The sequence below is a fragment of the Xanthomonas prunicola genome, from assembly GCF_002846205.1.
In the GTDB taxonomy this organism is placed as follows: Bacteria; Pseudomonadota; Gammaproteobacteria; order Xanthomonadales; family Xanthomonadaceae; genus Xanthomonas; species Xanthomonas prunicola.
This window is the reverse complement of the sequence record NZ_PHKV01000002.1, coordinates 137,523-159,453: the sequence shown is the minus strand read 5'-3', so window position 1 is coordinate 159,453 and position 21,931 is coordinate 137,523. Positions and strand designations below refer to the sequence as shown.

The 21,931-nt window shown below is 64.8% G+C and carries 15 protein-coding genes, 1 other RNA gene and 1 riboswitch; of the genes, 11 read left to right on the top strand and 5 right to left on the bottom strand.

Going from position 1 to position 21,931, the window contains the following annotated elements; genetic code table 11:
- Positions 1 to 10 precede the first annotated feature (10 nt).
- Positions 11 to 1,393: a glycoside hydrolase family 2 TIM barrel-domain containing protein gene (locus tag XpruCFBP8353_RS07235; protein WP_101362635.1), complete on the bottom strand. Its 1,383-nt coding sequence runs from the start codon at positions 1,391 to 1,393 to the stop codon at positions 11 to 13.
- Positions 1,394 to 1,882: 489 nt separating this feature from the next.
- On the opposite strand from XpruCFBP8353_RS07235, the gene XpruCFBP8353_RS07225 reads away from it, so the two are divergent.
- Positions 1,883 to 2,860 (top strand): NAD(P)H-quinone oxidoreductase, encoded by a 978-nt coding sequence (locus tag XpruCFBP8353_RS07225; protein ID WP_101362634.1) that lies wholly within the window; start codon positions 1,883 to 1,885, stop codon positions 2,858 to 2,860.
- Positions 2,861 to 3,101: 241 nt separating this feature from the next.
- Entirely contained in the window at positions 3,102 to 4,859 is a 1,758-nt protein-coding gene (locus XpruCFBP8353_RS07215; protein WP_101362633.1) for a S53 family peptidase, read from the top strand.
- Positions 4,860 to 4,896: 37 nt separating this feature from the next.
- Here XpruCFBP8353_RS07215 and XpruCFBP8353_RS07210 read toward each other — a convergent pair whose 3' ends face one another.
- Complete coding sequence (locus XpruCFBP8353_RS07210) at positions 4,897 to 5,343, bottom strand: VOC family protein (protein WP_101363066.1); 447 nt, start codon at positions 5,341 to 5,343, stop codon at positions 4,897 to 4,899.
- A 353-nt stretch (positions 5,344 to 5,696) separates the two neighbouring features.
- Between XpruCFBP8353_RS07210 and XpruCFBP8353_RS07205 the strand changes: the two genes are divergently transcribed.
- Positions 5,697 to 6,632 carry a Gfo/Idh/MocA family protein gene (locus XpruCFBP8353_RS07205; protein WP_101362632.1) on the top strand — a complete coding sequence of 312 codons (936 nt, stop codon included), beginning with the start codon at positions 5,697 to 5,699 and terminating at the stop codon, positions 6,630 to 6,632.
- A gap of 406 nt (positions 6,633 to 7,038) precedes the next feature.
- On the opposite strand, the gene XpruCFBP8353_RS07200 is transcribed toward XpruCFBP8353_RS07205, so the two are convergent.
- A complete protein-coding gene (locus tag XpruCFBP8353_RS07200) occupies positions 7,039 to 8,409 on the bottom strand; it encodes an alpha-amylase family protein (protein WP_162301001.1) in 1,371 nt (456 codons plus the stop codon).
- A 394-nt stretch (positions 8,410 to 8,803) separates the two neighbouring features.
- Here XpruCFBP8353_RS07200 and XpruCFBP8353_RS07195 point away from each other — a divergent pair.
- Positions 8,804 to 8,879: non-coding RNA, sX9 sRNA (locus XpruCFBP8353_RS07195), on the top strand.
- A gap of 10 nt (positions 8,880 to 8,889) precedes the next feature.
- Here the strand turns inward: XpruCFBP8353_RS07195 and XpruCFBP8353_RS07190 are convergent.
- On the bottom strand, positions 8,890 to 9,528 hold the full coding sequence (locus XpruCFBP8353_RS07190; RefSeq protein WP_243391063.1) for a hypothetical protein: 639 nt from the start codon (positions 9,526 to 9,528) through the stop codon (positions 8,890 to 8,892).
- A gap of 172 nt (positions 9,529 to 9,700) precedes the next feature.
- Here XpruCFBP8353_RS07190 and XpruCFBP8353_RS07185 point away from each other — a divergent pair, with 172 nt between their 5' ends.
- The 5 genes from XpruCFBP8353_RS07185 (at position 9,701) to XpruCFBP8353_RS07165 (ending at position 14,107) form a co-directional block, all read left to right on the top strand.
- Entirely contained in the window at positions 9,701 to 10,246 is a 546-nt protein-coding gene (locus tag XpruCFBP8353_RS07185) for a DUF2058 domain-containing protein (RefSeq protein WP_101362629.1), read from the top strand.
- A 231-nt stretch (positions 10,247 to 10,477) separates the two neighbouring features.
- Complete coding sequence (locus tag XpruCFBP8353_RS07180) at positions 10,478 to 11,035, top strand: DUF3228 family protein (protein ID WP_101362628.1); 558 nt, start codon at positions 10,478 to 10,480, stop codon at positions 11,033 to 11,035.
- 150 nt (positions 11,036 to 11,185) lie between these two features.
- A complete protein-coding gene (locus XpruCFBP8353_RS07175; RefSeq protein ID WP_101362627.1) occupies positions 11,186 to 11,872 on the top strand; it encodes a sulfotransferase family protein in 687 nt (228 codons plus the stop codon).
- 488 nt (positions 11,873 to 12,360) lie between these two features.
- On the top strand, positions 12,361 to 13,293 hold the full coding sequence (locus tag XpruCFBP8353_RS07170) for a sulfotransferase domain-containing protein (RefSeq protein ID WP_101362626.1): 933 nt from the start codon (positions 12,361 to 12,363) through the stop codon (positions 13,291 to 13,293).
- Positions 13,294 to 13,324: 31 nt separating this feature from the next.
- Complete coding sequence (locus tag XpruCFBP8353_RS07165) at positions 13,325 to 14,107, top strand: class I SAM-dependent DNA methyltransferase (protein WP_101362625.1); 783 nt, start codon at positions 13,325 to 13,327, stop codon at positions 14,105 to 14,107.
- 236 nt (positions 14,108 to 14,343) lie between these two features.
- On the opposite strand, the gene ahcY is transcribed toward XpruCFBP8353_RS07165, so the two are convergent.
- Positions 14,344 to 15,786: an adenosylhomocysteinase gene (gene ahcY, locus XpruCFBP8353_RS07160; RefSeq protein WP_101362624.1), complete on the bottom strand. Its 1,443-nt coding sequence runs from the start codon at positions 15,784 to 15,786 to the stop codon at positions 14,344 to 14,346.
- A 31-nt stretch (positions 15,787 to 15,817) separates the two neighbouring features.
- A riboswitch (S-adenosyl-L-homocysteine riboswitch) is annotated at positions 15,818 to 15,931 on the bottom strand.
- Between the two features lie 137 nt (positions 15,932 to 16,068).
- On the opposite strand from ahcY, the gene XpruCFBP8353_RS07155 reads away from it, so the two are divergent.
- Together XpruCFBP8353_RS07155 and ppc are read left to right on the top strand one after the other, a co-directional pair.
- Positions 16,069 to 18,588, top strand: a complete 2,520-nt coding sequence (locus tag XpruCFBP8353_RS07155) for a S9 family peptidase (RefSeq protein ID WP_101362623.1) — start codon at positions 16,069 to 16,071, stop codon at positions 18,586 to 18,588.
- Positions 18,589 to 19,084: 496 nt separating this feature from the next.
- The gene (gene ppc / locus XpruCFBP8353_RS07150; protein ID WP_101362622.1) at positions 19,085 to 21,799 is read left to right on the top strand and encodes a phosphoenolpyruvate carboxylase; all 2,715 of its coding nucleotides are present in this window, start codon (positions 19,085 to 19,087) and stop codon (positions 21,797 to 21,799) included.
- Positions 21,800 to 21,931 lie beyond the last annotated feature (132 nt).

The window sequence follows — 21,931 nt, the reverse complement described above, 5'->3', positions numbered from 1 at the left end:
TAATATCGCTTCATCGCGATGAATGCATATTTGGTTGCGGCAGTTCCGATTCGCGCTGCACCGATGCTGGATGCGACGGCAGTACGCGGAACGGCAGATTGGCGTAACCGGCGCTGCCGGCGTCGTCGTGGACTTCAACGAACAAGCGGTAGTTGCCTGGCGATGGCGCGGTCAGGCGGACCGCGCCGCCGATATCAGGCACGCCGTTGCGATCATCACCAGCGGGAGCCGGCTCAAGCTTGGCATCGACCAGCGGTGGCAACGTCTCGGGATCGCCGCCGATGCTGCGCGCAGTGCTTTCGGTGCGCACATGCCAGTCGTAGCGCAATACGGATGTGCCACTGGCGTGAACGCTCGCGGTGACGGTCTGGCCCGGGTGAAGACTCACGCTGTCGGTCGCGCGCTGGCCATCCAGCATCAGCGCCGACACCGCTGGCGCACGCGTGGCCGGCCACTGCCCGGTCCACAGCAGTTGCAACGTGTCCACGCTGGGCGTGGCTTCGCCCGAGGGCAGGAACAGGCCATACCAGGTGGGCGTGCGCTCCTGCTTGTCGCCCCACAGGAATACAAACGATCCCAGCCCCTGGTGGGTGTCGCTGGCGATGTAGGTGCGGTAACGCTGTTCCAGCAACAGCGCCTTGCGCGTGCTGTCGTCTTCGATCGGTGCGCCCCAGCGGGTGGTCGGCGATTCCCAATGCCCGGTGGGGCCCCACTCGGTGACCACGTAGGGGCCATGCCACTGGCTATCGCGCAGTTTCTGCGGCAGCGCTGCGATATCGCCGTAAAGCTGCACGGCAATCAGGTCCAATGCCGGTGCGCGCGTCTTGAGCTGGTCGATCAGCTGTTTGTCGAAGCCGGCCAACGTGGTGGTGACCGGGTGGTCCGGATCGACGGCGTGGATCGCCTGGGCGATCTCGCCGACCGCGTTCCACACCTTGGGATTGGTGTAATCCAAATTGAGCTCGTTGCCGACCACCCACATCAACACCGCCGGATGCGCCGCCGATTGCCGCACCTGCGCAAGGATGCGCTGCAGTTGCTGCTGCACGGCGGCCGCATCGTCGTAATCGAAGCCATGTCGCTGGTTGCCGACCTCAATGCCGACCGCCACTTTCAAGCCATTGCGCTGCGCGCGGTCGAGCATGGCGCGCTGGCGTTGCGGGTCAGCGTCCACGCGCCAGGTGCGCAATGCGTTGCCACCGCGTGCGGCCAGCGTCTCCATGCTGCCATTGCCCAGACCGGCGCCCTTGATCACGAAAGGGGCGCCATCCACCAACAGGCGATAGCCGTCTGCTTCCTGCGCAATGCGCACCTGCGCCGCGCGTGCGGGCGTGGCGGCGGACAGTGCGAGCAGGCAGAGGACGGTGATGCGCATACCCCACGGCAACTGCATGGCAACTCCTTGTGGCTAGCAATACGCCAGCATAGGCCGGGACACCGTGGTGCGGGCGAGCGCGCAGCATCTGCCTGGTTGGGGCTGCTTGCGGGCTAGCGCATCCTGTTGTGAGTGGATGTCGCAGCACGCCTGCACTACCGTTCCAATCGTGTCGTCGAAACTCGGCGAACACCGGCTTGCGATGTGTTGTAGGCGGCGCTCGATTGGGCGAAGACTCAGTGATGGCGTCCAGATCCCCGCTGCATGGTGTCGCTGCAGCCAGCCGATTGTTCGCATGAATCTTCGCGATGCTGTCGACGATAACCGCTCGTCCATCTGCGCATTCCCTCGTTCGTACACGCTGCGACACTGCTGCGCAGTTCCACGAAACCACGTCGCCTGCCTCTCGCTGCTGCGGCAACACCTGCACGCAAACGTGGGATGCATCTGCGCCAAGCGTTGACGTCTGCGCCCCTACACTGGACGCACTTTCCACGGAGCGCCGTTATGAGCGATACCACGATGACCGCCATCGCCATCCGCGATGGCAAGGGCGACGCCGATGCGCTGTACGCCACCGAGCAACCGCGCCCGCGTCCTGCGCCGGGGCAGGTGCTGATCCGCGTGCATGCCGCCGGCATCAATCGCCCCGATCTTCTGCAACGCGCCGGGCACTACCCGCCGCCGCCTGGCGCACCGGAAACGCTGGGGCTGGAAATCGCTGGCGAAATCGTGGAGCCGGCTGGTCGCTGGAAGGTAGGCGATCGTGTGTGCGCACTGCTGGGCGGCGGCGGTTATGCGCAATACGCCGCCGTCGATGCGCGCCACGTGCTGCCGATTCCTGCCGGTATGGATCTGGTGCACGCCGCTGCGTTGCCGGAAACCATCTTCACCGCCTACGCCAATCTGTTCGAACACGGCCGGCTCGCGGCGGGCGAGTGGCTGTTGCTGCACGGTGCGACCTCGGGCATCGGCGTCACCGCGATCCAGATGGCCAAGGCGGCGGGCGCACATGTGCTGGCCACCGCACGCTCGGCCAGCAAGGCGGCGCAGGCGCGCGGGCTGGGCGCCGATGTGGCGATCGATTCCACCAGCGAATCGTTTGTCGAGGTGGCCAAGGCGCATGGCGGCGTGGACGTTGCGCTCGACATGGTGGGCGCTGCAGTGTTCGCCGATACCCTGGAAGCGCTCAATCCGCGCGGACGCATCGTCTACATTGCCTCGCAGGCCGGCGCCACCATCGAGGTGCCGATTCCGGTGCTGATGCGCAAGCAGGTGGTCATCACCGGCTCGACGCTACGCCCACGCAATGCCGATGAAAAAGCCCGGCTGGCCGCGGAAGTGGAACGCGTGGTGTGGCCGTGGATCGAACAGGGCAAGCTCCGTGTGTTGCTCGACAAGCGCTTCCCGCTGCGCGAGGCCTCCGCGGCGCATCGTTACCTGGAGAAGGGCAGTCACCTGGGCAAGGTCGTGCTGGAGATGTAGAACGCAGGCAGTCGCATCACCAGGATCGGCGCCAGTGGCTGCAGGCGCCGTGCGAGCTGCGATCGGCGCGTGTCGGCAGCGCCGCCGCGCGCAATCGGACAGGCACTACGGCACGAGGTTCGCGTGTCAGTTCGCGGCCGCATCGTTTCACGCACACCGAGTTCGCACCAGTGAGTCTGAAACCACTGCCGCATCGTGAGAATCCGCAGCTTGTTAACTCACGATCAATGGCGGCCAACGAATGATGACGCGCTCTTTCTGTCAGGCCGTCCTGGTCTGCGCTATCGCATTGGGCGTGACCGGTGTCGCGCATGCAGCCGAACCGCTACCTTCGCAACTCGCCGCCGTCGGTGCCCTCGCGCCGCAACGCATCCTGCAAGTGGGATTTGTGCTCAGGCCGCAGGTGGCCATGAGCCAGCAACATGTGGCGGTGGAGCATTGGTTGATGCGCGACGGCGGCGATCCGCTGTTGCGCGGCCAACTGGCCCGCGCATCGTCTGCTTCCACCAGCGATATCGCACAGGTCAAGGCATATCTGAGCCGGTATGGCATCACCGATGTGCGCCCGGCCACCGATGGCCGCTTGCTGCAAGTCCGTGCGACAGCGGCGGCGTTGCAGGCCGCCCTTGGCACCCAGCTGCGTGCGGTGAGTGCCGATGGCCGCGTCGGCGTTGCCGCGGCGCAGGGCGTGGTCGCAGTGCCCGCCGGCTTGCAGGCAGTAGTGCAAGGTGTGGTTGGCCTGGACGGCACCGCCGGTGCCAAGGTCGCGCCGCACTGGGCGCCGCTGAGCGCCGCGCGCACATCGTTGTTGAACGGCAGCGCCGTGATGGCCGCCAACAGCGGCGGCGCAGAAGTCGTGCGCCACAGCATCGAGGAGCTCAACAGCGCCTACGGCGCCGATATGCTGGCACCGGCCAGCGATATCGTCGGTGCGGTCATTGCCGCCGGCAATCTGGAAAATACCCTCGCGCGGCTGCAGAGCTTCCAGGCCCTGCACGGCCTCCACACCCCGGTCACGGTGGTGACGGTGGGCGACCCCAGTGCATCGGGTTATCAGCCCGATGCTGCCAGCAAGGATTCCGAAGTCGAGTGGGACATGGATACCCAGTTGCTGGTCGGTAGCGCCGGCGGGTTGAAGCGGCTGATCATCTACAACATCCCGGATTTTTCCTGGAAGAGCATCATCGACGGTATGGCACGCGCGGCCGACGACAACCTGGCCCGCGTGGTCAGCATGTCGATCTATGGACAGGAAATCCAGGTCAACGACGCGGTCTTCCAGGCCATGGACGCCAGCCTGACCAAGGCGGTGCGTCAGGGGCAGAACTTCGTGATCTGCAGCGGCGACGACGGCGTCTATCTGCCGCTGAGTGCACGCGGCAACATGCCTTATTACGACACGCTGGCGGGGCATCCGGACCTGCGCCAGGTCGGTTGGCCGGCGTCGCACCGCTACGCGATTGCTGTTGGCGCCACCGAGTTGCTGACGCAGGGCGGCAACCCCGGCAGCTACGCCTCCGAGCGCGTCTGGAATGCCGGCGTCGGCCGTCAACTCAGCCAGGGCGGCGTCAGCAAGATTGCCTATGCGCCGCAGTGGCAGCGCACCCTGCTGCCTGGGCAGACGGCCTCCGGCTACCGCGCTGTGCCCGATGTCAGCTTCAATGGCTCGTTCTACAGCAGTGCGCAGATCCGCGGCACCGATGCACAGGGTAACGAGTCTGCCTGGTATGTGTGGGGTACCAGTGCAGCCACACCGACCTTCGCTGGCTATATCGCCCGGCTGTTGCAGTCGCATCCCAATCTGGGCTTCGTCGCGCCGAAGATCTATCAGTATGCGAGCCAGCGTCACGATGCCCAGCGCGCCCATGACGTCGTGGTCGGCACCAATGGCCTTTATCGCGATGGATACAACGCGAGCTACGGCTGGGACTTCGCGTCGGGTTGGGGCAGCATGAACATCGGCGACCTCGACCGTTTCCTGACGCAGGCATCGCCGTGACCTTCAATGCGCGGTGAGCTTGCCGCGCGTGCGGGGCTCAGACCACCGCCAATCCAGTCTTGCGTAATGGCGATGCCGCTTCCCGTGGCGGCGTACGGTCGACCACCGCTTCGATGTGGTGCCCGTCGGGGTCGATGACGAACGCGGCGTAATAGTCGTCGCCATAGTCCGGTCGCAAGCCTGGTGTGCCATGGCAGCGGCCGCCGCGCGGTAGCGCAGCGCGATGGAAGGCGTCCACAGCTGACGCATCAGTGGCCGCAAATGCCAGGTGGAAGCCGGCCCCCGGGGTGCACTGTGCGGCCTGACGTTGCTTCAACGCCAGGCAGTCTTCGCCGCCGGGCCAGCCGTAGCCGACCGCTTGGTCGAGCGTGCCCGGCTCCAGATCCGACCACACCCGCACATAGCCAAGCGCGCCTAGTGTTGCGTCGTAAAAGGCGACGGAGGCGTCGATCGCGCGAACGCCCAGCGAAACGTGATGCAACATCGGTGCAGCCTTCAACGGCGACGGCACATCGGCATGCCGGTCTTGCGTCAATCGCGGGTTGCAACGCGTGTCGGTGGCGTGGTGGTCAACCCTCGCCACCTGTCGCTGCCTGCCCAGTGCGCCTGCAGTCCATTCACGCCATTCGTGGCGTAGGCGGGCCGGCCCGTACGCAACGACCAGCGCGCAGGTATAGCAAAACAAGCAGGAGCGATGTCTCGCGGTGGGTCGCACCCTGACCTTACACTGCGCCGTCGCGTGGGCTCCGCGCATCGCGCCCCTGCAGCGTTGCCCAAGCAGGGTGCGTGAGCCGGTGCTCGCGCCGCTTGCCACCTCCTACCAGTACGAAGGTTTCGATGAAGCATCCAGACGCATTGCGCATTGTCCTTGTCGGGATCGGCAAGATCGCCCGCGACCAGCACGTGCCGACCATCGCGGCGCGTCACGATGTGCAGCTGGTGGCCAGCGTGAGCCGGCATGGCACGGTCGACGGTGTGCCCGCCTATCACACCCTGGAAGAAGCCTTCGCCGCGCAGCCGGAGATCGAGGCGGTAGCCTTGTGCACGCCACCGGTTGGACGGCACGCATTGGCGCATGCCGCGTTGATGGCCGGCCGCCATGTGTTTCTGGAAAAGCCGCCGGCCGCCACGCTCGCCGAAATTCATGACCTGCAAGACGTGGCGCAGCGTGCGCAACGCAGCCTGTTCACCAGCTGGCATTCGCGCTGCGCCGCCGGTGTTGAGCCTGCCCGCGCATGGTTGGCAAACAAGCGACTCGTGCGCGCGCATATCACCTGGAAGGAAGACATTCGCCACTGGCATCCGGGCCAGGACTGGATTCTCGAACCTGGCGGCATGGGTGTGTTCGACCCCGGCATCAATGCGCTTTCCATCGCGACCCATCTGCTGCCGCGCAGCTTCGCGCTGCGCGATGCCGAGCTGCACACGCCGGACAACCGGCAGGCGCCGCTGTATGCCCGCCTTGCGTTTGTCGATACCGCAGGCGTACCGGTGACGGCCGAGTTCGACTTCCTGCAGACCGGTCACCAGCGCTGGGATATCGAAGTGGAAACCACCGCGGGCATGCTCATGCTCAGCGAGGGCGGTGCCAAGCTGTGCATCGATGGGCAGCCGCAGGCACTGCCCGCGTCCAGCGAATACGATGGTCTGTATCGGCGCTTCGTGCAGTTGGTGCGCGCCGGCCAATCGGAAGTGGATGTCGCACCGTTCGTGCATGTGGCCGATGCATTCCTGCTCGGGGCGCGCAAGGTCACCGCACCGTTCGCTTGGTAAGTCGATGCACCCATTTGATTAGCCGTTGAACGCCGCCGGCTGCATGCCGGAAGTTCTGCAGTCAGCTGCCATCTCTGGAAGTGGCGTTAGGCGCGTGCGTATCACGCGCCATTGCCGTTGCTATTTCAGCCAACTGTCGTGCGTGTTACCGCACGTAACGCCCTGACGGCTGCGTGCGGCAGCAGTCAATCGATGCCAGCGAGCATGCGCTATACCCTCCGTCATCCGGTTGCAGTCAATCAGCGCCGGCCAGAGACGAAGAGCCCCCGCGCATGCGCGCGCGTCGGGGGCCAAGCGTTGAGCATCAGGTAGCGATGCATTGCGGCTTGCAGGGCGCACTGCAATTCACCCTTTCAACCGACGGGAGCACTAGGGCATTGCGTCATTGCCCTATACCAGTGACTGCTCAGCGGCGCCACATGCGTGCACCACGCGCCGGCAGCGTAAAGGTGTATGAGCTGCTGGAAATGCGCACTACGTTCCCGGAGCCCAGCGCGTCCACGTAATCGGCATTCCAGTACAACACGCTGTTGTTCATTCCCACCGTGGTGGTGACCGGATTGCCGCACTTGTTGATGCCCACGATGCCCAGGCTGCCGCGACGGAACAGGATGTGGCAGGAGCTGGACGACAAGACCTGCATGTCGGTGCCCTGCACGCCGTTGTGGAAACCGATCATGCGGCGCACATCATCGCGCAGATACGCGTTGACCCAGCGGTTATCGCCGCTCTCGTTGTTGTCGGTGTAGATCATTGGCATGCCGCCGTTGCGGCCGATCAGATACGCATATGCCAGCGTTTCATCCACCGGGTCGAGAATCGCGTAGCGGAAGCCGGCATTGTTGGGGATGTCGTGGGTGACCGCAAAGGTCACGGCGCGATTGCCCGGCAATGCCTGTCCGGACGCGGCCGGGTCGACTAGCTGCTGCATACTGGCGCCAACGGCGAACGCATTGCGTACCGCATTGAACAGCGGAAAGTCGTAGGCTGCATGCGGTGTGGATTGCAGATAGGGCGCCAGGAATTGATCGTAATCGCCATTGCCCGTGCCGCCGCCGGTGATCACTTCGCCGAAGACATACACACCGGAGCGGATACCGGCATCGAAGACGCGATTGAGATGGTCGAATGTCATGTGCTTGGCGGCATCCACACGGAAGCCGGTTACCCCGATGTCCTTGAGTGCCTGCAGATAGGCACGCTGCTGTTGCACGACCCAATCGTTGCCGACCAGATCTGGCAGGCCGGGATCGCTGCCACCGCCGCAGATGCGGTAATTGCGCACCTGGTAAGCATCGTTGTAGTTGCTGATGCATTGCGCCGGGCCAAAATCACTGGCGCTCAGGAAGTTTGATTGCAGCGTGCCGAACAGGCGCAGCGAATCGTAACGGCCGGGATTGGCGGCGTACTGCGACAGCACCGCGCTACCGGGGTAGTTGAGGTCCGAGCGCGTGGCCGATTCGTTGGCCATATGGTTGAACACGATGTCGGCATAGGTTTCTACGCCGTTGTTAGCCAATGCCTGCACCATCTTTTTAAAAGCAGCGGTGTCGCCGAGCGGGTTGTCGACCAGGCGGATGTCCTGCGGCTGGTAGCGCGCCCACCAGGCGCTTCCTTCGGAGCGGTACGCGGGGGCGACCAGCACCTTGCGATAGCCGGCATCGGCGATCTGTTTGGCGCGCGCTTCAACAGTGGCATACGGCCAGTTGAAGGCATGCAGGATGACATCGGCTTGGACGTTGGCAGTCGCCAGTAACAAGACCAGCGCCGTCAGCAGGAGGCGTGCACTGCGCTGCATGAGCGAAGGCGGACAATGGACAGGCGTGTTGCGCATCGGATCGATCTCCAGTGGGTGGCGCAGGCAAGCGCGCAGTGCGCGATACCCGCATCAATGCCTCCGGCCCCTGTTCCGGAAAGCGCGCGCACGGCGTGCAGCGCGCGGTGATGCTAAGCGCGCATCGCGGCGCAGCATCGGTGTTGTGCATACGTATTCACTGCGTTGCGCCGGCAAACTGCGCGCAGGGTTTCGCTCAAACGAAGGGGTTGGTCGCAAAATGCGGACGAAGACATGGTCGATGCGAGAGTGCCTGCATCGGTTGTAGCACTCTAAGAGCAGCCAACACCCCTGCCGCGCAGTCGCCACACGAGCGCGGCCGGTGCCCGGAATGGGCATGTGCCACTCGTCCATCGCGTTTCCTGTCCGCCGTCCGCACTCACCGGCCAACTGTTCGCCACGTTTTGGTGGCTGCTCTCAGACTCAGCGATAGACGTGGCCAAGCGCATCGCTGGCATGCAGCGTGTGCAGCTTGGCCAGAGGCATCTCGATACGTTCGTCGGTGTAGTAGGCTGGCTGCTTTGCGCTGCTGCCGCCAGCATCGCGCTCGGCGCCTTTCCACTTGTCGTAGCCCTTGTTCGGCAGCGCCAACGTCACGGTCTCACCGCTCACGCGCTCCACCCGCACCACGCCGTAAGCGTGTCCGTCATACGCACCGGGCACCAGGGTCTGCAGGTCGACGGTATACAGGTCGCCTTGGGCGGGCTGCGCAAGCCAGACGTCATCGCGCTTGGAGGTCTGCGAAGCGCTGTAGGCGCCGAATATCACTAGCACCGCAATCAGGCCGAGCAGCACCAGTCCACCGAAACGTCGGTAAGCCGGAATGGGCGGCTTGCCACGGCTGGCCTCGAAGGTCTTGGTGTCCAGCGCGGTGGTGTGGTTGCAGCCGTCGCAGACCCGCAGGTATTGCTTCTTGGTGACCCAGCTGAAGAGGTACCACAGGTGTGCATAGCGATACTGCAGCACGTGGCGAAAGCTGCGCTGCTGCGCGCAGTGGTCGCAATGCGCGTTGTCGGCTGCGCCCAGCGCAATCACGTCGCCGCCTGATCCCCAGATGATCATCATTCGTCCTTGAATTGGTTGGAAGTAGCGGATGATAAGGGCGGCGGCGCTGCTTGGGCAGATGCCTGCCCGCGGCTCCGACAAGCGGTGATGCCAGCGGTCCGATCAGGCCGCGAGGGGGCATGGCGCCAGCCGCGTTAAACTAGCCGCCAGTCCACTGCCTAGCTTCCCGATGCGCAATCCATTGCAAGAACAGCTGCTCAAGGCCGGCTTGGTGAAAAAAGCCCAGGTGGACAAGGTTGCGCGCGAACAGGTCAAGCAGCGCCATGCCAAGGGCGCGGCGGTGCCGCCGGCAGCTGCGGACAAGGTCGATGCGGCGCGCTTGCAGGCCGAGCGTGCCGAGCGCGATCGCGCCCTGGCCGAAGAACGCAATGTGCAGGTGCGCCGGCAGGAAGTGCTGGCCCAGGTGCGGCAGATCGTGGAGACCAACAAGGTCAAGCGCGAAGGCGAGCTCGACTACCGTTTCAACGATGGCAGCGTCATCCGCAGCGTGCTGGTGAACCCAACATTGCGCAGCCAGTTGGCCAGCGGCGCGCTGGTGATCGTGCGGCACGGCGATGGCTTCGAGCTGATCCCGCGCGCCGCCGCCGACAAGGTCTACAGCCGCGATGCCGACACCGTTGTGCTTGATCACGGACGCAGCAGCGCGCCGGCCACGGCCGAGAGTGATGACGACTACTACAGCCAGTTCAAAGTTCCGGACGATTTGATCTGGTAAGCGCTGACGAGTTACTTCAGAGACGGATCTACCCGCACTTGTTCGCGTCAGCGCGACGTGGCGCCTACCTGCACCTTATCGGCGAGTGTTGCGCGACTGCCGAAAGAAAACGATTCCGAAGACCTGTTCGTGCCTGTCCAGTCGCCGCGCAGCGGCTGCGTTGTCCCGCAACGTAGTCGCCCGCCAGCCTGCGCGCTACCCTGACGCTCTTTGTCGCCGCACATCCTTCTCATGTCGATCGTCCTGACCCAGTTCGCACGCACCCGCCTGTTCCCGCGCGATGGCCGTCGCAATGCCATCCAGGACTGCACGCCCGAGCAATTCATCCAGCGCCTCAATGACGAGGCGCCGTTCCGTGTGATCGGGGGCTACGCGCCGTTTTGCCAGCTGCATGTGCACCGCAACTGGACCTCGACCCGCTGCCTTACTGTCCCCATCACCGAGGACAACCGACACCTGCTGTGTTCCGGCTACGAGGCACGCAGCTCGCAGGAATTGGCCGTGCTGGTCCGTTGGTTCGAAGGGGTCGAGCCGCCGGTGGCCGCGTATCTACTGCCCATCCTCTACAGCCGCGATCAGTTGGCCAAGGAAGGTACGCCGATCGATGCAGACTGGGGTGTCGTGGGGTGTCTGTATACCGCAGAGCCGGAGGAGATTCCGATGGCTCCGATCACGATGTTACGCAATGCCTTGGGCGTGGAAGAGGGTGGCTCGGGCACGCCGCTGGATCGCGACGCATACCGGCGCAGCGTGGCGTTTTGGGAACGCAATGCCAATTGGCGTGGGTGAGCGTGTCGCTCCGACGCGCGTTCTTGTCCGCCAATTAAATCGCGCGTGATGCGTGTATTTGCCACATCCATCCTGATTGCCAATGCCGCGACGTACGCCATGGGTGCGTGCTAGGTTGCCGCCCTGCATGTAATGGATCGGAGAATCGCCATGTCCTTACAAGTGCTTGGTGCTGGCCTGGGCAGAACCGGGACGCTGTCGCTGAAGTTCGCACTGGAACATTTGGGATTTGGACCCTGTTATCACGCCACGGAGGTCGCCGCGAACATGCGGACGGCGCTGCCGCTGTGGAATGCTGCCGAACGCGGTGCTGCAGACTGGTCGGCCATCTTCGCCGGCTACCGTTCGAGTACCGACCATCCTGGTTGCTATTACTGGCGGCAATTGATTGATGTATATCCGCAGGCCAAGGTCGTCTTGACGGTGCGCGATCCCGACAGCTGGTTCGAGTCGGTGACCCAGACCATCCTGATGCCGGGCAGAAAGAGCACCTTCGTCGGCCCCGAAGGCGATACATTCAGTACGTTTCTGAAAAAGCAGATGGGTGGGCGCAGTCAGGACCGCGCCTTCATGGTCGACTACTTCAACCGCTGGAATCAGTCCGTGATCGACAAGGTGCCAGCCGATCGTCTGCTGGTGTTCTCGTCTCGGCAAGGCTGGGCGCCACTGTGTAGCTTCCTCGGAGTGCCGGTGCCGGACAAGCCATACCCACACTTGCACGCACGGCCGCGGCTGCGTTGGTTTACGCGCGGCTTGCGTCTGCCGGATGACGTTGCCGCACGTGAGCGGCATGTGCGCGAATATCTGCAGTACCTGCGCGAAGATTTATTCGGATAAGCGCACATTGCACGTCTTATTTTGCGACGCATGCCTGGCAATTTGATTTTAAAAATAAAGTACCAGCCATAATATTGATTGGCCATATGACTATTGCTAGCCTGCATAAGGCGAATGTCGGAATTCGCCATTTCTGAGACTTCCAGAAGAGGTGTGCGCGATGAAAATTGCCAAGAACATGCGGTCACTCGTGTTTTCGAAGATTCTGAAAATGTTTGGTCCGCGCAAGGTGGCGTATATCTATACGCAGTAACTGTAATGCCATGGCAGGCTTGGCCGGGTGGCCCGCACGCACGCGCATCGTCGGCGACGGCGCTGCGCGCTGCGCAGGTCAACGGTGGCCTGCAAGTGCAGTGTGCGGATGTGCAGCGGCGCGTTACGTATTGCCGGGCCTTGGATCCAGGCGCGCATGCGGATCAGGCGGCTGCGAGGTGTTCACGCGTGCACTCCAATGAGCCCGATGCGATGACAACCGACAGGACGCCGATGTGGGCATGCCCTCCAAGCAGCGCGAATATCCCAATCGCTTCTTCGACTCGACAGTCTGGAACGACTTCGCCTTTCGGGACGACGATGTCGTCATCGCCAGCTATGCCAAGGCAGGAACGACCTGGGTGCAGCAGATCGTCGCGCAGCTGATCTTCGGCGGCGCCGAGGAGATCGAGGTCTCGCGGCTGTCGCCCTGGTTCGACTCGGTGTATCCGGACAAGGCTACCAAGCAGCGACTGCTCGCCGAGCAGCGCCATCGCCGCTTCGTGAAAACGCATCTGCCCGCCGATGCGCTGGTGTTGTCCGAACGTGCCCGCTATCTCTACGTTGGCCGCGATGCGCGCGACATCGTCTGGAGCCTGTACGACCACCAGCAGGCGGTTAGCGCGGATGCGCAGGCGCGTCTGGATGCTGAGCCGTCCAGCAACGGTAAATTGAAGGTCATGCCGCCGCCCATGTGCGCGGTCGAGGACTATTTCCAGACCTGGATGCGCGCGGATGGTGCGCCGCTGTGGCCGTTCTGGGAGGGCGTGCGTTCCTGGTGGGCGCTGCGCGATTACGACAACGTGCTGCTGGTGCATTACGCCGCGTTGCTGCACGACTTGCCTGCGCAAGTACGGCGCATTGCCGCATTCCTGGAGATCCCGCTGGATGCCCGGTGTTGCGAGCGTGTGCTGGCGCACTGCCGCCTCGACTACATGCGCGCGCATGCGGCGCGCTACGTTCCACAGGGTGCCGGTTTCTGGCGCGACGGTGGCCAAGCCTTCTTCAATCAAGGTCTCAACGGGCGGTGGCGTGACCGACTGGCGCCGGCGGTCGATGCGGCGTATCGGCAGCGTGTTGTCGCCGAGCTTGGCGCCGAGTGCGCGCATTGGCTCGCCACGGGCGATGTTTCGTCGGCGGCGCACGCGACGACCGGGATGGTTGCGTAGGGTGGCTCGCGAGTCTTTCGTGGAGAGCGGTATGGATGCATCGTCAGCGCACGCCTACGATCGGGTGTCGCAGTACTACGATCGTCTGAGGGACCATTGGGCCGCTGCCAGTGCGGCGCAGTGCGTGCAGGCACTGGCGGCACTGGTCGGTAGTGGCACGGCGCTGGAGTTGGGGGTCGGCACCGGCCGCATTGCGCTGCCGCTGGCGGCTGGCGGCGTGGCAGTCTGCGGCATCGACAACTCGCCTGGCATGTTGGACATGCTACGTGCCAAGCCCGGTGCCGAGCGACTGACCCTGGTCTGCGCCGATTTCGTCGATGTCCCGGTCGCCGGGCCGTTCGACCTGATCTATTCGGTGTATTCGCTCGGCTATCTGTTGACGCAGGACGAGCAGTTGCGTTGCCTGCGCGCCGTGCGCGAGCGCCTGGCAACGTCCGGCGTGTTCGTCCTGCAGACGATGGTGCCGCAGGCGGAGACGTTGCTGGCGGACGGCAAGGTGAGGTCGTTGGAGGCGCCGCCCCTGGACGGGGGCGACGTGCCGGTGATGCTGATGTGCTCCAGCGCCGATCCGGCCCTGCAGCTGATCCAGCAGCGCATCGTGATGATCGGGGAGTCGGCTACCCGCATCTTCGACGATCGCTATCGTTACGTCTGGCCTTCCGAGCTGGATCTGATGGCACGGATCGCCGGCTTGCGCTTGCGAGCCAGATGGGGCGATTGGAGCGGGCAGCCCTATACCGCGCGCAGCCGTAGCCAGATCTGCCTGTATGCGCCAGCCGCCATGGATGCGGACGAGGCGAGCGCACGCGGCTAACGGTGCCGTCGGCGAAGATCGGCCAACGGCGGCTGCAGCAAGTGCCATCGTGTTGGTGGCCTTGACGCTGCGCGGTCTCCACTTTCGGCCGACCACAGCGCACGCGATGACGCACAGCGCGACGCGTGCGCAGATTCAGCTTCGACGTCGCGCCGATCGTGGCCTTGATGCACAACGGGCGCCTTGCGGCGCCCGTTGATTCACCCTATGGAGGATGGGCGACGTGCGCCCATGTCTCAGTAGCGGTAATGATCCGGCTTGTACGGCCCAGCCACGTCCACGCCGAGATAGTCGGCCTGGTCCTTGGTCAGGGTGGTGAGCTTGACGCCGATCTTTTCCAGGTGCAGGCGGGCCACTTCCTCGTCCAGGTGCTTGGGCAGGATATAGACCTTCTTCTCGTAGGTGTCGCGCTTCTCCCACAGGTCGATCTGGGCCAGGGTCTGGTTGGCGAACGAGTTGGACATCACGAAGCTCGGGTGGCCGGTGGCGCAGCCCAGGTTGACCAGGCGGCCGTCGGCCAGCAGGAAGATCGCGTTGCCGTTGCCGAACACGTACTTGTCGACCTGCGGCTTGATGTTGATCTTTTCCACGCCCTTGAGCGCATTCAGCGCATCGACCTGGATTTCATTGTCGAAGTGGCCGATGTTGCAGACGATGGCCTGATCCTTCATCGCCTGCAGGTGCTCGACGGTGATGATGTCCTTGTTGCCAGTGGTGGTGACATAGATGTCGCCGCGGCCCAGAGTGGATTCGATGGTGTTGACTTCGAAGCCTTCCATCGACGCCTGCAGGGCGCAGATCGGGTCGATCTCGGTCACGATCACGCGGGCACCGTAGGCACGCAGTGAGGCGGCGCTGCCCTTGCCGACGTCGCCGTAGCCGCAGACCACGGCGACCTTGCCGGCCAGCATCACGTCCATCGCGCGCTTGAGGCCATCGGCCAGCGACTCGCGGCAGCCGTACAGGTTGTCGAACTTGCTCTTGGTGACCGAGTCGTTGACGTTGATGGCCGGGATCAGCAGCTTGCCGGCTTCGGCGATCTGGTACAGGCGGTGCACGCCGGTGGTGGTCTCTTCGGAGACGCCCTTCCAGTCCTTGACCACGCGGGTCCAGTAACCCGGACGCTCGACGGCCACGCGCTTGAGCAGCGCCTTGATCACGCCTTCCTCGTGCGAGGACGCCGGCTCGTCGACCCAGGTGGAGCCGTTTTCGAGCTCATAGCCCTTGTGGATCAGCAAGGTGACGTCGCCGCCGTCGTCGACCACCAGCTCCGGGCCGGTCTGGGTGCCGTCGGCCAGGGTGAAGGTCAGCGCATCCAGGGTGCAGTCCCAATACTCTTCCAGCGTCTCGCCCTTCCAGGCGAACACCGGCGTACCGCTGACCGCGATGGCGGCGGCGGCGTGATCCTGGGTCGAGAAGATGTTGCACGAGGCCCAGCGCACGTTGGCGCCGATGTCCTTGAGCGTTTCGATCAGCACGGCGGTCTGGATGGTCATGTGCAGCGAGCCGGTGATGCGCACGTCCTTCAGCGGCTTGCTCTGCGCATGCTTGCGGCGGATCGACATCAGGCCCGGCATCTCGTGCTCGGCGATGTCCAGCTCCTTGCGGCCCCAATCGGCCAGGGAGAGGTCGGCGACCTTGTAGTCGTTGTGTGGGGCAATTTTCGTGACAGCGTTCATGCAATAGCTCCGGTAGGCAGATCAATGTCTGCAATTCCGGGCGCCGTTGAACGATGAATGCTTGTCGAGCCTGGCCGTATTTCCTGCACTTTTCGTGCAGTTGGCGGATCAGTCCGCCATACCGGTCGCAGCGCCCCTCGACGAGAGCGTCGATTATATCGGCAGCCCCCCCCTCCGACATGAATTGGCCGGTTTGAATCGGCACGACCCCCAACCAACGGCAGGGGAGTCGCCGACCGACGGCTGCTAAGGTCCAGGGTCGATCGAGACCGGGGAAGGACAATGCAGGCAAGGCCGAATGCGCAGGGCGGGCGGCGGTACACGTGGGCGTGGGTGGGAGTGCTGGCATTGAGCGCGCCGCTGCTGGCAGTGGCGGCAGGCGCACCGGCTGGGCAACCCGCTGCTGCAGCCAGCGGGTATCAGCTGCCCTCCAAGGCGCTGCAGGCGGTGGTCGACGCCCCGCGCGCGCCGCTGCTGCACCTCTCGCCCAAACGCGATCTGGCTGCGATGCTGCAAATGCCGGCGCTGCCGGATATCGCCGAGGTGGCCCAGCCCGAGCTCAAACTGGCCGGCCTGCGCATCCATCCCAAGACCTTCGCCAGCAGCCGGTTCGCCTTCGCCGGCAAGCTGTGGCTGCTGTCGGTCGCCGATGGCAGCGAGCGGCAGATTGCCGGCCTGCCGACGCCCTTGTCGCTGGCCACGCTGAGCTGGTCGCCGGATCAACGCTACCTGGCGTTCCGGCGCGAGGACGCGACCAGCGGCGCCAACGAGCTGTGGCTGGTGGACGTGGCGGCGGGGCAGGCCAAGCGCCTGGTGGCCGGTTTGAACACCAGCGTCAATGACGAGTTGCGCTGGTTGCCCGATGGCAGCGGCTTGCTGCTGCAGCAGCAAGTGGCAGGGCAGGGCGCGCCGCCCACGCGCGACGCGGTGCCGGACGGCCCGGCGATCCAGCAGACCAGCGCCGCCGCAGGCGTGCGCTCGCTGCCGACCTATCAGGACCTGCTGCGCAACGAGGCCGATGCGCGCGTGTTCGAGTACTACGCCACCGGCCAGCCGGTCATCGTCAGCGTCACCGGGCAGATCCGCCCGATCGCCACGCCCGGCATCTACCTCGACCTGTCGGTGTCCCCGGATGGGCGGTACATCCTGAGCGAACGCAGCGAGCGGCCGTTCTCGTATCTCGTGCCGGTGGATAACTTCGCGCGCCGCATCGAGGTGCTGGATCTGCAGGGCAAGCTGGTGCGCCAGATCGCGCAACTGCCCTTAGTCGAAGGCCTGCCGACCGGCAATGACGCCGTGCCCACCGGCGTGCGCGACATCGCCTGGCGACACGACGCACCGGCTACGCTGGTGTGGGCCGAAGCGCTGGACGGCGGCGACCCGGCACGCGAGAGCAAGCTCCGCGACGCGGTACGGATGCAGGCCGCGCCGTTTACGCGCACGCCGGTGACGCTGGCGCAGTTGGGCAGCCGGTTCGAGGGCATCCAATGGGGCCGCGGCGATCTGGCCATCCTCAGCGAGAGCTGGTGGAAGACCCGCCGCACCAAGCAATGGCGCATCGCCCCCGATCAGCCCAAGCACGCGCCCGAGTTGCTGTGGGACCGCTCCTCGCAGGACCGCTACAGCGACCCGGGTACGCCGGCGACGGTGGCCGACGGCAAGGGCCGCCAGTTGCTGCAGACCAGTGTCGATGGCAACAGCCTGTTCCTGCTCGGCAAGGGCGCCTCACCGGAAGGCGACCGCCCGTTTGTGGATCGCTTCGATCTGCAAAGCAAGCGCGCCACACGGCTGTTCCATTCGCAGGCGCCCACCTATTCCGCACCATTGGCCGTGCTGGATGCGCAGGGCACGCAGGTGCTGCTCAGCCGCGAATCGCCTGAAGAACCCGCCAATTATTTCGTGCAGTCGCTGGACGATGCGGCGCCGGCACCGCGTGCGCTGACGCAGTTCGCGCACCCGTTGCCGCAGTTGCGCGGCGTGCAGAAGGAGCAGATTCGCTACAAGCGTGCCGATGGCGTGGACCTCACCGCTACGCTGTTGCTGCCGCCAGGGTACGACCCCAAACGCGATGGCCCACGTCCGCTGCTGATGTGGGCGTATCCGGGCGAGTTCAAAAGCGCCGACACCGCCAGCCAGGTCACCGACTCGCCGTATCGCTTCAATGCGATCAGCTACTGGGGGCCGCAGGCATTCCTGGCGATCGGCTACGTGGTGCTCAACAATCCGACCATGCCGATCGTCGGCGAAGGCGACGCCGAACCCAACGACACCTATGTGCCGCAGCTGATCGCCGACGCACAAGCGGCGGTGGATGAAGTGGTGCGACGCGGCGTCACCGACCACGAGCACATCGCCATCGGCGGGCACTCGTACGGCGCGTTCATGACGGCGAATCTGCTCGCGCACACGCGCCTGTTCAAGGCCGGCATCGCCCGCAGCGGCGCCTACAACCGCACGCTCACTCCGTTCGGGTTCCAGGCCGAGGAACGCAATTACTGGCAGGCGCAACCGGTGTATCAGGCGATGTCGCCGTTCAACTACGCCGACAAGATCAAGGACCCGCTGCTGCTGATCCACGGCCAGGACGACAACAACACCGGCACCTTTCCGATCCAGAGCGAGCGCATGTTCGCCGCGATCAAGGGTCTGGGCGGCACCGCGAAGCTGGTGATGCTGCCCAACGAATCGCATGCCTACCGTGCGCGACAGTCGATCCTGCAGATGCTGGCCGAAAGCGAGCAGTGGTTGAAGACCCATGTGGGCGATCCCACGCAGCAGACGGATGCGGCCCGTAAACGGTGAGCCAGGCAGCGTGGGCAGTGGGCGCGGGTGCGCGATGCGGCGTTGGCGGTCGCGCTCCTCGCGCACCAGTGCGTTGTTGCAGGCGACGGCGGCTGATGCACGCCCAACGAGCGTGCGCCACACATCACGAATGAACGCAATCAATGCCAGCAGGCTCTGCGCGCGATGAGGGGCAGCGGTCGTGCAACATCACGCAGCAGTGAATTGCGCATGGCGATGGCCGCCGGTGTCGGGGCGAGCAGGGCCTGGCACCGTGACAAGCGCGACAACGGCGCTTGGGCGCGTTGGTTTGAGAGCGACGCGTGCGCGATGCGCCTCATCGCGCACGCATGCGCTCCTGCACGCTGTGCTGCTGTCGCGTCCTCGTAAACCTCGGTGCGTTGATCCTGTTCGATGCGCGATGGTTGTGGTTGAAACCGTCGCTATCGTCGCAACCATCTAATCCTTTTGGGTTAGTCTTCGACGACTTTGCGCTTGAAGAGGGTGTGCGTTTCCGATGAACGAGTACCGCAGCAGTCTTGTGTTCGCTACCCCCGATCTTCCCTTGCGCGACGACGTGCGTCGGCTCGGTGCACTGGTGGGTGATCTGCTCGCCGAGCAGGTGTCTGCGGAATTCCTCGATGAAATCGAACGCGTGCGCACGACCGCCATCTCACGGCGCGAAAGCGATGCTCCGCCATCCACGTTGAGCGAACAACTCACCGGGCGCGAGCCGCGTGACGCCGAAGCGCTGGTGCGCGCCTTCAGCACCTATTTCCAGGTCGTCAATATCGCCGAGCGCGTGCACCGCATCCGCCGCCGCCGCGAGTACCAGCGTAGCGGCACCGACACGCCGCAGCCCGACGGCCTGCACGACGCCTTGCGTCGGCTCAAGGCGCAGGGCGTGACCCTGGACGAACTCAGCCAGTGGTTGCCGCGCATCGATGTGGAGCCGGTGTTCACTGCGCATCCCACCGAGGCGGTGCGCCGTGCGTTGCTGGAAAAAGAACAGCTGATGGTCGCCAGCTTGGTCGACAATCTGGACGGCATGCGCACGCCCAACGAACGCGCCAGCGATGCGGCGCGTTTCCGCATGGCCTTGACCGCATCGTGGCAGACGGCCGATTCCTCGCCAGTGCGCCCCACCGTGGACGACGAGCGCGAGCATGTGGGCTTCTATCTCACCCAGGTGCTCTACCGCGTCATCCCGGTGATGTACGAAACGCTGGAACACGCCATCGAAGAAACCTACGGCAGCGTGCCGGCCTTGCCGCGCCTGCTGCGTTTCGGCACCTGGGTGGGCGGCGACATGGACGGCAATCCCAATGTGGATGCCAACACCATCGCCGGCACGCTGGACGCGCAGCGGCGCGCAGTGCTGGACCGCTATCAAAAAGAACTCTGGCAGCTGGCTAGCCTGCTCAGTCAATCGACCACGCTGGTGCAGGTGAGCCCCGAGCTCACCGCGCAGCTGGAGCGCTACCGCGCGCTGCTGCCCGACGCTGCGGCACGTTCGCGCCCACGCCACGGCGACATGCCGTACCGTCTGCTCAACGACCTGATGCGCGCACGCCTGCAGGCCACGCTGGACGACGCCGACGGCGCCTACGCGGCTCCAGCGGAGCTCGAACACGACTTGCAGTTGATCCTGGACAGCCTGCAGGCCAACAAGGGGCTACATGCCGGTTGGTTCGCCGTGCGGCGGCTGTTGTGGCGCGTGCGCAGCTTCGGTTTCCATCTGGCGCGGTTGGACGTGCGCCAGGAATCGAGCGTGCATGCGCGCGCGGTGGCCGATGCCCTGGGCCAGACCGACTGGGACGCACAGGACGCGACGCAGCGTGCCGCCGTGCTCGGCCCCTATGCCTCAGGCGAGCAGGCGTTGCCGCGCGCCGATGACGAAGGGAATGCGCGGCTGGATGCGGTATTTGCCGCGCTCGCCGATGCACGCACGCGCCACGGTGCCGATGCACTGGGCAGCTACATCATCTCGATGGCGCACAACCGTGCAGACGTACTGACCGTGCTCGCACTGGCGCGTCGCGGCGGGCTGGTCGACGCCGCCGGCGCAGTGCCGCTGGATATCGTGCCGCTGTTCGAAACCGTGGACGATCTGCGTGGCGGCACCGGCACTGTGCAGGACCTGCTGGCCGACCCGGTGTATCGCCAGCATCTGACCGCGCGCGGCGATACGCAGATGGTGATGCTGGGGTATTCGGATAGCGGCAAGGACGGCGGCATCGCCGCTTCGCGCTGGGGCCTGCAACGTGCGCAGGTCGAGTTGCTGGAAGCCGCTGCCGAGTTGGGTGTGCGACTGACCTTCTTCCACGGCCGCGGCGGTTCGATCGCAAGGGGGGGCGGCAAGACCAGCCGCGCGCTGGATGCCGCACCGCGCGGCAGTGTCGATGGCCGCTTACGCGTCACCGAGCAGGGCGAGGTGATCCACCGCAAATACGGCATTCGTGCATTGGCCTTGCGCTCGCTGGAGCAGATGACCGGCGCCGTGCTGCTCTCGAGCCTGCGCCCGCGTGCGCCCGAGCCGCGCGAGGAACACTGGCGCCCGGTGATGGATCTGGTGGCAGAACGCAGCACCGTCGCGTATCGCGCCTTCGTTGGCGCGCCGGAGTTCATGCAGTACTTCCGTCTGGCCACGCCGATCGATGTGATCGAACGCATGACGCTGGGCTCGCGCCCGTCGCGGAGGCTGGGCCAGGACGCGGCGTTGTCCAACCTGCGTGCCATTCCATGGGTGTTCGCCTGGAGCCAGGCGCGTGCGGTGATTCCGGGCTGGTACGGCGTGGGCAGTGGCCTGCAGGCAGCGGTGGATGCCGGGCATGAAGACACCTTGCGCGAAATGGCGCAAGACTGGCCGTTCTTCCGCACCTTTCTGGACGACATCGCCATGGTGTTGTCCAAGGGCGATCTGAACATCGCCGAGTTGTTCTCGCGGTTGTCGGGCGACCTGCACACGCGGTTTTTCCCGCTCATTCGCGACGAGCTGGCACTGACCAAGGGCTGGGTCAAAGCCCTGCTGCAGCAGCAATCGCTGTTGCAGCACGATCCGCGGCTGGCGTTATCGATTCGCCTGCGCAACCCGTACATCGACCCCATCAGCGTGTTGCAGGTGGACCTGCTGCAACGCTGGCGCGCCACCGATGGCGAAGACGAAGCGCTGCTGCGCGCGCTGGTGGCCTGCGTCAACGGCGTCTCGCAAGGTGTGCAGAACACTGGCTGATCGAACCGCGCGCTGCGCGGCGGCATAGCGGGCAATCCCACGGCACATCAGCGGCAACCATGCCGTTGGTCGGGGAAGGCGGGTAATCGGCAAGCGAACTCTGGCGTAACCGGACAAATCTGTCCGATAATG